Below are 13,970 nucleotides of genomic sequence, written 5' to 3'. Positions count from 1 at the left end.
TACAATTACTACCCTTGATCCATAGCCTGATGAATTATCGAATCGGTCGGGCCAATTCACCGAAACTCAGTTTATCAAAGATCCGTGACCATTGAGAAGATGGGGGACAGGGGACGGGAAACAGGAGGCAAGAGGCAAGAGGCAAGAGGCAATAGGCAAGAGGCAATAGGCAATAGGCAATAGGCAATAGGCAGCTTTGTTCTCCCCACACCCTACACCCTACACCCTACACCCCACACCCTACACCCTACACCCCACACCCCACACCCTCTTTCAAGTCAGGAGGCTCTAAGTAACTGATAGCTGATGACTGATATGATTGGTGTGACTGTTTTCAGATAGGAACATGAATAGCGCACTGCCGGGAGATAACAGCCAATTAGATGGCCAACTACATTCCCTTGTAACGACGGTGACAGCGATCGCCGAAGAGCATCAGCAAGATTGTAACGGTTTGTTAATGTTGCTGCGAACTTTAGAAAATTTACATCGGCAAATTCGCGAGCAGATGTTCGAGCCATCTTTACCCAATACTCGTAAGGACTTATACGGATTACTCCGGGATATCGAGGAAACCGGGGGATGGCCCTATATAGAACGGATGAAGTTACAAATGTTAATGGAAAAATTATTAGCCAGTGAAGTCGGTGCGCTCGATCCGGCGGCAAAAACCGATGATCGAGAAAAATGAGTTTCCAGAGGTTACGGAGCGGGTTACAGTATTGGGAAAATGGATATTTTAGGGGTAGTTCATAAATCATGACCACCGTGAACCCGATTAAATTTGGAACCGATGGCTGGCGCGGGATTATCGCCGCCGATTTTACTTTCGATCGAGTCGCTCTCCTCGCTCCCTTGGCGGCTCGGGTTTTAGCGGATAATTATGGTCAGATCACGGGTTCGCGGACGATTATCGTCGGCTATGATCGGCGGTTTATGGCGGAGGATTTTGCTCAAACTGCGGCGGAATCGCTGCAAAAAGCTGGTTTTGATGTGCTTCTCTCCCAATCCTACGCTCCCACTCCCGCTTTTAGTTGGGCAGCTCGATCAGAAAATGCTCTCGGTGCGATCGTGTTAACCGCCAGTCATAACCCGGCTAAATATCTCGGTTTGAAAGTTAAAGGTTATTTTGGTGGTTCTGTCTCGCCAGAAATTACCCAACAAATTGAAGCTTTATTGTCTAATCCGCCGCAGTTTAACGCAGCTGCGGGTAAATTAAGCACTTTTGAGCCATGGTCAGGTTATTGTCAGGGTTTACGCCAAAAAGTTAATATTGCCGCTATTGCCGAGGCGATCGAATCGGGACAACTAAAAGTTTATTCCGATGTTATGCACGGTGCGGCGGCTACCGGTTTAGAGCGTCTTTTGGGGGTGGGGATCACGGAATTACGCGGCAATCGCGATCCTTTGTTCGGTGGCGGCTCTCCGGAACCTTTACCGAGAAATTTGACGGAAATTATCGATAAGCTGGCTCACAGCGCAAATTTAGCCCCTTTGCGAGTAGGTTTGGTCTTCGATGGGGATAGCGATCGAGTGGCGGCGATCGATGGTCGGGGGAATTTTTTAAGCACCCAAAATCTCATCCCGATTTTAATCGAGCATTTAGCCGGCAAAAAGGGAATGAGAGGGGAAATTGTGAAAACGGTGAGCGGTTCCGATTTAATCCCCAAATTAGCCAGTTTATACGGTTTATCGGTCTTTGAAACCCCGATCGGTTATAAGTATATCGCCGATCGAATGTTGACCACTCCTGTGTTAATTGGTGGGGAAGAGTCGGGAGGTGTCGGTTATGGTAGTCACATTCCCGAACGGGATGCCTTATTATCAGCTTTATACGTTTTGGAAGCAGTGGTAGAATCGGGCCAAGATCTAAGCGATCTTTACGCGCAATTACAGGATAAAACTGGTTTTTATTCTCAGTATGATCGTATTGATTTACCCCTAGCTAATATGGAAGCTCGCCATCAGTTAATTACTGCTTTGGATCAGGAACCCTTAAGGGAAATTGCCGGTAAACAAGTGACTGATTGTAATCCTATAGACGGTTATAAATTCCGTTTAGAAGATGGCAGTTGGTTGTTAATTCGCTTTAGTGGCACAGAACCGGTTTTGCGTCTCTACTGTGAATCTTCAACCCTCGATCGAGTTCATGAAATTCTCGCCTGGGCAAAATCTTGGGCTACCTATATCTAAACAATAGAAAACGGTTTTCTTGAAAGAAAACCGTTTTCTATGTTATTTTTTAACGCATTCAATAATACAAATATCTTCTTGAGTTGGAATAATTCGATTTAATTTTAAACCTGCTTGGCTCAACAATTCCTCAAATTCTTCTGCGGTTCTTTCTTTACCTCCTGGACACATAACTAACATATTCAAGTCTAACATTTTAGCGGCCGAAGGATTATTACCCGCAGGAACAACCATTTCCAAGACCAAAACTTTACCGTTACTATCTAAAACTTGACAACAGTTTTTCAAAATAGCAATCGCCCGTCGATCATCCCAATCATGAATAATATGTTTTAATAAATAGCCATCTCCTCCCGACGGTACGGATTCAAAAAAACTACCTCCAACGGTTTGACAACGATCAACAATACCGTGTTTTTCTAAAGTGGGTTGACAATGGGAAATTACATATTCTTCATCAAAAAGAATCCCTTTTAGTTGGGGATATTGCTCTAAGATTGTCCCCAACATCTCACCGTACCCACCACCCACATCTACTAGGGTTTGAAATTCCGAGAAATCATACACAGCTAAAATAGCTTTCTCCTCCGACAAAGAAAAACTATTCATCGACTGTTCAAAAATCTCTGCATCTAGCGGATGAGTTTGAAAATATTCAAAGACCCCCATCCCAAAGACATCATCAAAGGATGGTTGTCCCGTTTTAATACTATGTAACACATTTCCCCAGGCTTGATAATGGGGGGCTTCTCCTAACATAATCGCTGTCGCTTTCACTGACCGGGGATGGTCACTAGATAAATGTTCAGCTAAGGGAGTTAGTATAAACTGTTGAGATTCAGTTTCTTGAAAAATTCCCACACTAGCTAACGCTCTCATCAGTCGATATAAAGCAGCAGGATTAGTCTCCGTTAGGGAGGCCAACTCTTGACAAGATTTCGCTCCTTTGCTCAAATGCTCGGCTAGACTTAATTTAGCCGCAGCATAGATGGCCTGAGATAGCCAGTAACCCGAAACCATTTGGGTTAATTGAAGATGAAGAGGGAGTTCAGGTAAGGACATAAGCAACTTTTACGCGAATAAAATTAAACATTACCATATAGTGTTTTTAGATAAAATGTGGGAATACCCCCGACGCGGGGAACCTGAACCTTCATATCGTCCAAGACTCGTATCTTCGGCTCTATTGCATTTCTGCTATCTTATTTTTACTATCGTTAAAATAAATAGATATGGGTAAGTTTTTACTAACAGTGTTAAGCATCGCAAGTTTGTTCACCGTCGGGATGGCTACCCGTAGCATTGCTGGTCCAACATCTGGAGCGAGGGACCGGCAACTAGCTCAACGCCCTAACTGTAACAATCCGCAGACTCAAAGCGAAATGAACATTTGTGCCAGCATAGCTTATCAAAATGCCGATCGCAAGTTAAACCAAGTTTATCAACAACTGCTGCCAAAACTGTCAGCTGCTCACAAACAAAAATTAATTAGCGCCCAACAAGCTTGGATTAAGTTTAGAGACAGCAGTTGCGAATTTGAAAGAAGTGCCTTTGAAGGAGGATCTATGGCTCCGATGGTTTACGGTTTTTGTTTGGCAGATGTCACCGAGCAGCGTACCAAAGATTTGCAGAGATATTTAGAAGATAGTGATCGCTAAGTAAAATTATTTGTAGTGGATTGTTTCAGCTAAAATAGGACAATAGATTTCGGCTTAAAGTCTTAGATTATAGAATTTCTAGCATTTTTCTAATACACCAAATTAGCTGAAACAATCCACTACGTTCATCTCAATTAATTTCTTAAGCACAAGTAGAGAGTAATTATTCGACCTAATCATAAAATTCGTAACTACCACCTGCCAATTCACAAATATTGATATTATATTTTTCCACTACATCGCCATCAGCAAATTTGGCTTGAAAGTCATAGTTACAAGTTGTACGCTCATCATTGATATTAATTTCCACCTGCTCTCCAGAGCCTAAAACATCATCACCTAAAATATCGTTTTCCCAACTTTTAACCCCACTAGGAGAAGCGTAAAATTCTGTCATATTTACCCTGGTTTTATTTTCCAAGGTAAAGGTAATGTCTTCAGCTAAAACTTTTGATGTACTTCCTAATACACTGGGTATAACCAAACCAGCTACAGTCAGACCCATGAAAAACGCTCTTAGTTGCATAGTTAGTTACAACCCTCTAAATGTCAAAAAGAATACTTCACAAGTGTCCCTTAACAAACAACTGTTTGTCAAGTAATACCATTTTTCTTTATTAGTGGCAGGCATCCTACTGCCCTCTCCCCTTCTGGGAGAGGGGTTGGGGGTGAGGGCAATTAACCATCTTTGCCATTACTTTAGAAAAATGGTATGTAGCGCTTTTCACGTTACTGAGGTATCGACAAGTTTTGCCAACAAAGGGTTTAAGCCCCTTGCCCATGCCTCATTCTGATGGAAAATCGCCAGAAAACCCAGTTTTTTCTTGAACATAATCTAAAGTATCCTGTTGACTCTCCCCCGCTAACCGCTCGCGCGGTGTAGCGGGGGATTCTCGGTTCTTAGGCTTTTAACTAGATCGACTTGGTTTAACCGGTCGATCCCCGTCAAATCGCCTCCGCGAGCGTTTTCTAACACGGTCAGTCCGACCGCGTTTTTTCCTCGGTTCTCGATTACCTTTGCTGATGCCGTATCTCTTGGTTCGATGTTACCGCAAGAATCACACCGGTGAACTCTTTCCGATAACGACTTTTTACCAGTGAACGCGCCACAATTCGGACAATCCTGGGAAGTTCCGTTTTTATCGACTTTAAGATAATATTTTCCCCGTTTCCAAATAACAAACGGTAGTATCTCGTTAATAAAACTACCGATAGCCGAATCTAGAGATTGTTTTCTAACGATCCCTCTAGACCAAGAAACGAAGTTAATATCTTCAACGAAGATATTATCAGCGAGATCGCAAAGGTAATGACTTAGTTTAAAGTGCCAATCTCTACGAGTATTAGACACTTTTTCATGTAATCTTGCTATCTTCTCCTGAAGTTTTAACCAATTGCTAGAGCCTTTAGTTTTCCGTTTCAAGCGTCCTTGTAGCAATTTAAGCTTACTCTGTACTTTCAACAAAAATCGAGGGTCTTTGATTAAATCTCCCCGTGAAGTAGCAACAAAACTTTCAATTCCCGCGTCAATTCCTAAACAGGTCTTCCCTACTGTCATATCGGGAACTAATTCCGTAGATTGGAAAGAAACCGAAACGTAAAATCCCGACGCTTTTTGGATAATTCGAGCTTGTTTAGGCTCAAACCCAGACGGGTACTCCCTAGATTTCCTAATCCGAATTTTTCCCAATTGTGGAAAATTTAAGTATTCGTCACCTAAGAAGTTTTTTGACAGCGCAGGAAAAACAAAACTCCGCATCTTTTTCTTAAATCTAGGAAAGCCAAAACTTTTCGACTTCATCTGGTTAAACGCCTTATCTAAAGTTTTTAATACTTGCTGTAAAACTTGAGCGTTAACCGTCTTTAATATCGGATAGATTTTTTTAGCTTCCGTTAGATTTTTAGCTTGAACGAAGTAATTAGGATAGGGTTGATCCGCAGGAATTATGTACTCGGAAACTAGCGAACAGTGATCCGCAAGACACTTTCGAGAGTTTAACCAATCTTTCCGTTCTGAAAGAGCGTAATTATAAACGCTTTTGCAAACATCAAGAATGTGGATTATCTCCCGTTCCTGTTGTCTGTTTACCTTTAGTTTGTACTGGTAGGTAAGCGTTATCATTGTTGTTAGTTTCGTGATGTATAGTTAAATCATAACACTTACCGCCCAATATTTCAACTGATTACAATCATAGATTTTGTTCTGTTTATAAACTTACCGCTCCTGTCGTATTCGTGATCAAATACCGACGAAAAGCTATTAATAATGAAATCTTAGTCCGACTGAAAGAAATCTTTGTGTCAACGCTGACAAAATGGGAAAGCACTTTACTTGATTTCAACGGTGAATCGGATCACGTTCACCGGATTATCGATTACAAACCTGACATCGCTTTATCCAAATTAATCGCTAACCTTAAAACAGTTAGTAGTCGCTTAATTAGAAAAGAATTTCCGGATTTGGCTGCAAAGTATTTCTACAATAAACCTTATTTTTGGACGGGAGCTTATTTCGTGGCCAGTTGTGGCGACATTACCATCGAACAACTAAAAAAATACGTCGAGAACCAAAACTCCCCGAAAGTGGAAACGCTACCGCGTTAGTTTTATTCTGGTCGTGATTCATCTCCCGTTAACCGCTACGGAGTTTAACGGGAGTCCTCTCGCGACCTTGAGATAGATTATCGGTCAGAAGTGTTGAATCCTGCAATAAAACTTCACAAAACCAGTATTTTACAGTGCTAAATTAGATTCAATATTGAGAATAGAGTCAATAAGCAGTCCTTTTTGGTATCATCAGAGCGAATACATAACTTGGTCATGATCTTCAAAATCTTAACATTCAACACTTCTGGTTCTTAACCTTAAAACAATAGTATCTGATTTGGTAAAACTTGCCATCTGCTATTGTCCTCATCCATGCTGAGAAATTGCCTTACTTATATCATAATCTTTTCGGGGCAACCACAAGGGGATTGCCCCTACGGATGGTTGAACGACTCAGGATATTCTATATAAAAGGCAAGCTATGAAATAAGTAGGTGGGTGGAATTAAATATAAAATGAACGTAGGTTGGGCTGAAGCATGAAACCCAACTCCCGCATGGGTTACGCTACCGCTAACCCATCCTACAAATAATTGTGCCTACCTACTTAAGTGGATAATTACGATAAAAGTCGGGTATTTAAGTCAAAAAAAAAGATATCTTGACAAAATGCGGTGGTGGGTAGAATATTCCCACATTTATCTATTTAATTGTCCATAAAACCATGAATATCTTGAATATTGCCAAATTGGCCACCTTTGGACTCGGTGTAACTCTTGTCCCTCTCGCCTTGACCATCAATAACTCTGCTCAGGCTGCCGTTTTTACCTTTAATGGAGGTGATAACGCTTTATCCTCTATCACTAAAACAGTTGATGGCATTACCTTGACCATATCCAATAACCAGCCACGAGGTTCTTTTTTTGCGGATGGTGATGGTGTTGCTGTATTAGGTGGTCCTAGTTCTCCCGGACAGGTAACTACCAGCTTTAACCTGACCTTTTCTAGTGCAGTTCAACTCACCTCTTATAATATTGGTTTTATTGAAGGTCTAGAAGGTGATGAAAGCTTTACCCTAAGCAATGGAAGTTCAAGTTCGGTAGAAACCTCGCCTTTTTCAACCGGATCAAGAAATTTTAATAATCAATTTACCGTTGCTGCGGGACAAACTGTTTCCTTTTCCGTAATTTTTGGCACGGGTGATATTAATGATCTTATTCAATGGTCTGAACTCAAAGTGACTCCAGCTAGTAATCCGACTACCACTCCCGAACCTAGTACCATTTTAGGACTGTTAGCGGTGGGTTCATTGGGTGCATTATCGCGTAAACTCCAGGGGTAAGCTATTGTAGCACAGGTATTCCCGCCTACGCGGGGGTTTCCAGTCAATTAATTTCTAAGCGCGAGTGGAGAGTAGGGTTAATTCATGAATTAACCCTACAAATGTTTCCAGTCAATTAATTTCTAAGCGCGAGTAGAGAGTCAGGCAGTTGAAAACTTGAAAGAGGGAGAACCCTTTTGTTTCCAGTCAATTAATTTCTCCACTGAGTAGAGAGTCAGGCAGTTGAAAACTTGAAAGAGGGAGAACCCTTTTGTTTCCAGTCAATTAATTTCTTCAGTGAGTATAGAGATGATGTTAATTTAACATCCCTATAAATATCTTGTCAAGTTTCCATTCAATTAATTTGCCTACTGAGTAGAGAAAATTATCAACGAATTTAAGCCGATCGAACAACACTGGTTTCCATTCAATTAATTTCTCTACTGAGTAGAGAGAGTCGGTCAGCAAACGTCCGAACAGGATTGAAGTTCAGAAGCCAGTTGCGGCCGATAAGCTAATTATAGCTATATATGGTCGTAAATCAGCCATATAAACCGCCAAAATCTCCAGCCTGTGGTACATCGAGGGATTCTACCGGATAACGAGTTTGTCAGCTGCCCGCGCATTTAAATTGCTTATTGAGATGAGGCAAGGGCCAAGGGGCAAGAAGCAAAAGTAAAGGGATTAGGGGAGATTCAGCTAATCTAAGGATAGGAAGTTAAGATGCGTCTTAGCTCATACACTGAAAACTATCCAAAGACAATAATCATAGAAAAAAATCTATGGCAACAGAAACTCAGACAGAATAAGCTTTTGAAGCATTTTACCAAAAATCTTTTTAACATCTTGTTATCTCTGGCGGCTTCCTGGGCATATTGATTGTATAAAGAAGATCAGTCAGCAAAAAGTTGAGGCGTTTGTGGCTCTAGGATACTGGCAAGCGAAAATCTGGGGATTACTACAAGCTCCCGTCTTGAAAGCTCTACATAGCAACTCAGGACGCAGCGGTGACAGCTTTTGGAGAGATTTAGAAGTAATGAAGTTGTGGGGAAAACATAACTCCGAAGAATCGACTAAAAAAATTCTTAAACGAATCAAACTGGCAGACTATATCACCTCAGCCAGCGATCGAGCGGCGATCTCTAGTTTAACCCAATTCGTTAACTACGATCAACAAACAGGACTAGAATTGCGTCATCTCCTCTCTGGAGAACCTTTAGCTCTCAAATTAGCTAACACAACCCATAAGAAAATCGCTTCTAACCGCACCGATTACTTAAAAAAACAGGAAACACGACTATTTAACCAGATTCCCGCCAGACTACGCACAGGAATCTCAGAAAACGAAGCTAAAGAACTATTTTGGTGGTTATGGCGCTGTCTTCCCCAAGCGGCGACGAAATTACTCGATGACGAAAATCTGCTTTTAATGCCCGCCGAAACCAGAATACCAGACGGATCGATCTGGAGTCATGCCAGTGTAACGGCGGCCATCGCTGGGTCCCTAGCGGGATATGATCTCACCCCCGAGGATGTGGTCAATAAATGGCCGACGGGAAAACAATTATCCCACCCTTACCTCGTTAGTTTCAGCTTTTCCCCTGTGCAAGAACTAATCAAAGCCAGCCGCAAAATGGGCGATTTTTGGGCAGGTTCTTGGATATTACACTATCTATCTGCTAAAGTCTGCTGGCAACTCGCCCAACAATACGGCCCCGATAGTTTGATCTATCCCTCTCTCTACGCACAACCCTTAATCGATCAATGGTTATTAGAAAAATACTCCGATTTTAGCTCCTGGATCGACCCACCGGGGGATCAACAATTACTAACCGCCGGATTTCCCAACGTTATTATTCTCATCTTGCCCAAAGATAAAGTCGCGGCGGCCATGCAAACCGCTAAATCTAGATTATTAAAAGAATGGAAAGAAATTAGTCGGCAAGTTTTCGAGAAACTTCAATTAAAAGAAAATAGTCGTACCTGGGACAGTTGGTTAAATGCCCAATGGCAAACCTATTATGTGGGGGTTCCCATCGGTAGAGAAGACCAAACCCTCACCAGTGGCGAAATTTACCAAGAAAACGAAAATATCGCCGAAAATCAAGCCGAAGACCCAGAAAAAGCGCAAAGCTGGCGAGATAAACAAAACGAACTTTATAATCTCTACGATAAAAAAGCTCTATTTTTAGAAAAAGAGCGGGAATTTTTGCAAAAAGCCGGAGAATTAGCTCATCAGAAGTGGAAAAGACCTCCTTTTAGTTCAAATGTTGGTTCTTGGTGGAGTAGTGCTTTCGAGCAAAACCTTTCTGCCCTTGCTGCCGTCAAAAATGCCCGCGATTGGCAGATTCCCACCGCTTTCGGTCCCCGTTCCACCATTTCTGGACTGGGGCCTGTCGTCCATCCCGATGGTAACAATGATTGGATTAGCGAAAAAGCAAGCAAAGAATATTGGCAACGAAATGCCGGATTATTTAATGGTATCGAACAACTCAACGCCACCGAAACCGTTAAACGCGGATTACACCTAATCCTGCCAAAACTCTTAAAAAATAGCGACCAAAAGCGTCTAGATGCCGCTTATCCCGATTTAACTGTGGGAGTCGCCGGTTATCTCAAAACAGGTGGTGATCTAGACTATTTCCATCGAGTTTGTCGCACCATCTCGCGTAGGTTAAGAGAAGACGGTAAAAAGATTCCCACGGCACTTACCCAACCCTGGGGAATCCCTTACATTGACAATCACATCGAACCGGAATATAAACGTTATCACCCTCGATTTCTTAATGCGGGATGGTTAGTAGAAGAACTGGAGATACCCGATGAAGAAATGGCTAATTATCGCCATCAATTAAGCCAATTAATTGACCAAAACTATCCCCACAATAACCCGGCTGATTGGTATGTTATCGCCGCAGGAGATGGTGACGGAATGGGGGAATGGTTAAAAGGCCAAAAAATGAAACCCTATCGAGACTATATCCCCAAGTCACTTCATCAATACGCCGATCATCCCCCGACCGAAACCGATACCCTAGAAAAAGAAGTTCAAAAAGCTTTTGGCGATTTTGTCACCCTCGATAAACGCATCGGACCATCTACTCATCATGCCCTCAGTCGCGCCCTTTTAGACTTCTCTAATCAACTCGTTCCCTACCTCACCGAACAGCGTTATGCAGGACGCTTAATCTATGGTGGCGGTGATGATGTTCTCGCCTATACTAATCTCTGGGAATGGGACAAATGGTTATGGGATATCCGGCAATGTTTTAAGGGAGAAAAAGACCCCCATGGGGAATTTAATAACGCCGGTGACTATTGGCAATGGAAAGGCGAAAAACCTGCCGAAAATCTCGCCAAACGTCCCCTATTTACCATGGGAAAGCGGGCGACTATCAGTTTCGGTATGGTCATCGCTCACCATTCCGTACCCCTTGCTATCGCCCTAGAAAATCTCTGGGAAGCCGAGAAAAAAGCCAAAGAACACACCTATAAAGGCTTTGACGGCAAAAAAGTCAAAAAAGACGCTGTACAGGTCCGCGTTCTCTACGGCAACGGTAACGGCCTCGAATCTACGGCTAAGTTTGATGTTTTCCCCCTCTGGCAAAAACTTCTCGCCAGTAATTCCGATGCCAGTTTATTCGAGGCAGTGGCCGGCCTTTGGCAACAGCATCCCGCACCGATGATAGAAGCGATCGAGGTTTGGGTCAAGGCCTTCTCTAGCCGTCAGGAAAATCTAACAACAGACAACAGAGAATTTCCAGAAGATCTAAGCAACTTTCTCAAACATCTTTGGTTAACCACGGAAAATGATGCCAACAATCTTAAGGAAGCCGTGGATAGCTGGATGAAATTAGCAGCTTTTATGACTCGAAAAAGAGAGATTAAGATCGGAGGTTCCCTTTTATGTATTGGTACACAATCACTCCCCTAGATGTCCTTCTCCTCCGCGATGCGAAACCCTTTAGCTCCAAGGAAACAGCCTGGGCGGGAAGTACATTTCCCCCCAACAGTTACACGATCGCTGGTGCTTTAAGCTCTTTACTAAATCGCTCTAAAAATAGCTATTTTAAAATCACCGGCCCATTCCTATCTTTTGCGGGAGATACTTTATATCTACCCCGTCCTTTAGGATTCGCTAATTCTGACCCATTAATTCCTATTTCTTGGAGTGATAATTTAGCGATTTCAGAAAACCATATATTTTGGGATCCATTGAAACCTGCCCCCTTAGCTAAGGCTAACCCTCGCAAAAATTGCCAAAATCGAGAAAATGAAGGGCAAGAAGAGAACGAAAGTAAATATCGTCAGTATCTACCTTTTGAAGTTATTCTCGATTATTTAAAAACAGGAGCGATCGATCCCTCTCAGTGGTTAGTAAAGCACGAAGGAGAAGATAAACCCTGGCGAGAAGAAATTCGTTACCATAACGCCATGCAACCCGGAAGCAAACGGCTAAAAGATGCCGATGGATACTTTGTTGAAAAAGCGATCCGAATGCTACCCGGTTGGAGTATAGCGATCGGAATCGATGTTAATATTCCCACTCCCACAACTTTAAGGTTAGGAGGAGAAGGACACCGAGTTATGCTGGAAAAATGCGATGATTTAGGTCAACAATGGGAACAATTAAAACAACAATCGCGGAAGAATTTTCAAGCGGAGGGGAAAGCGATCGCCTATCTCGCTACCCCCGGGATTTTCGAACGCCGTCACGATAATAATCAAGCGATTTGTCGCTCTTGGCCCTGGGAATGGAAACTCGCCCATACTGTTAATAGTAATCAGAAAGCAGGACATTTAGTCAGTGTCGCAACCGATCGAGCTATCCCGATCAGTTGCCGCATTCAATCAAAAGAAAATACTAGCATTCCTGCCCCCCAAGTCTTTGCCGCCCCCCCGGGTAGTCAATACTATTTAAATCAACCCGATCGCCTATTTCAAGATCAGCCCGATAGTCCCGAATATCACCAACGCTGGCGCAAATTAGGCTACTCAGAATTACTTTGGATCAACTATAAGGAGAATAGTTAACCTACAGAATCGAGATAGAAGTGCTGAAAATTGCGGTAATGATTCTGATGAAAAGCAATCAAAATGGTCATGATCTCACTTAAACAGAGACTTTTTGCCCTTACTCGTTTGATTACTCCATGATGCAATAAGTAGGTAGGTGTTAAAAGTTGTCAGACACCCCCCTTAATAAGGGGGGCAGGGGGGATCCCCCCGCCTATCGGCACCCCCCTTAATAATGGGGGCAGGGGGGATCAGAGGCAAAATCTATCTTCAATTTAATTATAACTACTTACTTAACTTCTGCGGCCAATGCCCTTCAAACTGGTGACAGAAATCATCTACAAGATAAAATAAAGCATCTAGACTAAATATAGGACAGGTTATCGGAATTTTAGGTTACTTTCAGCTTACTACCTGTCCTTTTCCTTATGCTGAACTCAGGTTAATTAATCATGAACTTAATTCACTTTTACCTACTTTCTCCCCTACACACCGGAGGAACCACTCAAGAGGGGAATCTAGTCGGTATTGCTCGTGAATCCCATACCACTTTACCCTATATTCCCTCCAGTACAATTCGCGGGAAAATCCGTTCTTTAGCTACCGAAGAAACCCTAAAATTTAAGTTATTCGGTAATGAAATCGATCAAGGTGCAGAAAACTTGGTACAGGGAGACATCTGGATAGGAGATGGCTCGATTCTCTGGTTGCCCGTCTCTTCTCTAAGTCACGGTGTCGTCTGGATCACTTCTCCTTTACTTCTCCGTCGTTGGACAAGATTAACTAATACTCGTCTGACAATTCCCCCCGAATATAGCTGTAGTTTTACAAAGCCCAACACGAACATCTATCTCAAGGATGCCATTCTCAAGGATAATGATCTAAAAGACTGGTCAACTTGGACAAGTTTTATTCCCCAAAACTCTGTTAGCAGTGGCATTAATAAAGTCTTAGTATTACCCGATCAGCATTGCACGACTCTCATTCAAATGAGTTTATGGAGACAAGTTAAAATTAAATTAGATGAGCATAAATCCGTCGATGGTGGATTTCGTTATGAAGAAGCTATTCCCCCCGATACCTTAATGTATTTTCCTTGGGGTATTACCTCTCAAGCTAATGGAACTGGACAACAATCACAAGCTGATTTTAAACGGTTATTAGCAGATAATGAAATTATTCAAATAGGTGGACAGGAAAGTTTAGGACGCGGTTTTGTTCAACAATTGTAGAGGT

11 protein-coding genes and 1 pseudogene are annotated in these 13,970 nt (G+C 42.4%); 8 read left to right on the top strand and 4 right to left on the bottom strand.

What is annotated here, in order from left to right; translation table 11 throughout:
* The first annotated feature begins 346 nt into the window (after positions 1 to 346).
* Both myaer_RS13685 and myaer_RS13680 read left to right on the top strand, forming a co-directional pair.
* A complete protein-coding gene (locus tag myaer_RS13685; RefSeq protein ID WP_046662499.1) occupies positions 347 to 691 on the top strand; it encodes a hypothetical protein in 345 nt (114 codons plus the stop codon).
* A 68-nt stretch (positions 692 to 759) separates the two neighbouring features.
* Entirely contained in the window at positions 760 to 2,193 is a 1,434-nt protein-coding gene (locus myaer_RS13680) for a phosphoglucomutase/phosphomannomutase family protein (protein ID WP_046662498.1), read from the top strand.
* Positions 2,194 to 2,235: 42 nt separating this feature from the next.
* Here myaer_RS13680 and myaer_RS13675 read toward each other — a convergent pair whose 3' ends face one another.
* Positions 2,236 to 3,255 (bottom strand): methyltransferase, encoded by a 1,020-nt coding sequence (locus tag myaer_RS13675; RefSeq protein WP_046662497.1) that lies wholly within the window; start codon positions 3,253 to 3,255, stop codon positions 2,236 to 2,238.
* 170 nt (positions 3,256 to 3,425) lie between these two features.
* On the opposite strand from myaer_RS13675, the gene myaer_RS13670 reads away from it, so the two are divergent.
* Complete coding sequence (locus tag myaer_RS13670) at positions 3,426 to 3,851, top strand: lysozyme inhibitor LprI family protein (protein ID WP_046662496.1); 426 nt, start codon at positions 3,426 to 3,428, stop codon at positions 3,849 to 3,851.
* 172 nt (positions 3,852 to 4,023) lie between these two features.
* On the opposite strand, the gene myaer_RS13665 is transcribed toward myaer_RS13670, so the two are convergent.
* Together myaer_RS13665 and myaer_RS13660 are read right to left on the bottom strand one after the other, a co-directional pair.
* Entirely contained in the window at positions 4,024 to 4,377 is a 354-nt protein-coding gene (locus myaer_RS13665) for a hypothetical protein (RefSeq protein ID WP_149039034.1), read from the bottom strand.
* A 336-nt stretch (positions 4,378 to 4,713) separates the two neighbouring features.
* Positions 4,714 to 5,973 carry an RNA-guided endonuclease InsQ/TnpB family protein gene (locus myaer_RS13660; protein WP_046662494.1) on the bottom strand — a complete coding sequence of 420 codons (1,260 nt, stop codon included), beginning with the start codon at positions 5,971 to 5,973 and terminating at the stop codon, positions 4,714 to 4,716.
* 50 nt (positions 5,974 to 6,023) lie between these two features.
* On the opposite strand from myaer_RS13660, the gene tnpA reads away from it, so the two are divergent.
* The 4 genes from tnpA to myaer_RS13640 all read left to right on the top strand — a co-directional run bounded on the left by tnpA (position 6,024) and on the right by myaer_RS13640 (position 12,752).
* Positions 6,024 to 6,455 (top strand): IS200/IS605 family transposase, encoded by a 432-nt coding sequence (tnpA, locus tag myaer_RS13655; RefSeq protein WP_071846466.1) that lies wholly within the window; start codon positions 6,024 to 6,026, stop codon positions 6,453 to 6,455.
* 666 nt (positions 6,456 to 7,121) lie between these two features.
* Positions 7,122 to 7,739, top strand: coding sequence for a PEP-CTERM sorting domain-containing protein (locus myaer_RS13650; RefSeq protein ID WP_046662493.1), 618 nt, complete (start codon positions 7,122 to 7,124; stop codon positions 7,737 to 7,739).
* An 898-nt stretch (positions 7,740 to 8,637) separates the two neighbouring features.
* Positions 8,638 to 11,652: a type III-B CRISPR-associated protein Cas10/Cmr2 gene (gene cas10, locus myaer_RS13645; protein WP_046662492.1), complete on the top strand. Its 3,015-nt coding sequence runs from the start codon at positions 8,638 to 8,640 to the stop codon at positions 11,650 to 11,652.
* The gene (locus myaer_RS13640; RefSeq protein WP_046662491.1) at positions 11,625 to 12,752 is read left to right on the top strand and encodes a type III-B CRISPR module-associated Cmr3 family protein; all 1,128 of its coding nucleotides are present in this window, start codon (positions 11,625 to 11,627) and stop codon (positions 12,750 to 12,752) included. The genes cas10 and myaer_RS13640 overlap by 28 nt, the downstream gene beginning before the upstream one ends.
* Positions 12,753 to 12,754: 2 nt before the next feature.
* Here myaer_RS13640 and myaer_RS22505 read toward each other — a convergent pair.
* A pseudogene (locus myaer_RS22505) lies at positions 12,755 to 12,880 on the bottom strand (IS982 family transposase); the annotation flags it as partial.
* Positions 12,881 to 13,186: 306 nt separating this feature from the next.
* Here myaer_RS22505 and cmr4 point away from each other — a divergent pair.
* On the top strand, positions 13,187 to 13,966 hold the full coding sequence (gene cmr4, locus myaer_RS13630) for a type III-B CRISPR module RAMP protein Cmr4 (protein ID WP_046662490.1): 780 nt from the start codon (positions 13,187 to 13,189) through the stop codon (positions 13,964 to 13,966).
* Positions 13,967 to 13,970 lie beyond the last annotated feature (4 nt).

This window comes from Microcystis aeruginosa NIES-2549 (genome assembly GCF_000981785.2).
Lineage (GTDB): Bacteria > Cyanobacteriota > Cyanobacteriia > Cyanobacteriales > Microcystaceae > Microcystis > Microcystis aeruginosa_C.
Note: the sequence above shows the minus strand (reverse complement) of the source record. Positions and strands in the feature narration are given on the sequence as shown.

What these genes read in the sequence shown, in the direction of transcription:
- myaer_RS13665 (WP_149039034.1), bottom strand. Translation starts at nt 4,377, where the DNA reads ATGCAACTAAGAGCGTTTTTCATGGGTCTGACTGTAGCTGGTTTGGTT.
- myaer_RS13660 (WP_046662494.1), bottom strand. Translation starts at nt 5,973, where the DNA reads ATGATAACGCTTACCTACCAGTACAAACTAAAGGTAAACAGACAACAG.
- cmr4 (WP_046662490.1), top strand. Translation starts at nt 13,187, where the DNA reads ATGAACTTAATTCACTTTTACCTACTTTCTCCCCTACACACCGGAGGA.
- myaer_RS13640 (WP_046662491.1), top strand. Translation starts at nt 11,625, where the DNA reads ATGTATTGGTACACAATCACTCCCCTAGATGTCCTTCTCCTCCGCGAT.
- myaer_RS13670 (WP_046662496.1), top strand. Translation starts at nt 3,426, where the DNA reads ATGGGTAAGTTTTTACTAACAGTGTTAAGCATCGCAAGTTTGTTCACC.
- myaer_RS13685 (WP_046662499.1), top strand. Translation starts at nt 347, where the DNA reads ATGAATAGCGCACTGCCGGGAGATAACAGCCAATTAGATGGCCAACTA.
- myaer_RS13650 (WP_046662493.1), top strand. Translation starts at nt 7,122, where the DNA reads ATGAATATCTTGAATATTGCCAAATTGGCCACCTTTGGACTCGGTGTA.
- myaer_RS13680 (WP_046662498.1), top strand. Translation starts at nt 760, where the DNA reads ATGACCACCGTGAACCCGATTAAATTTGGAACCGATGGCTGGCGCGGG.
- myaer_RS13675 (WP_046662497.1), bottom strand. Translation starts at nt 3,255, where the DNA reads ATGTCCTTACCTGAACTCCCTCTTCATCTTCAATTAACCCAAATGGTT.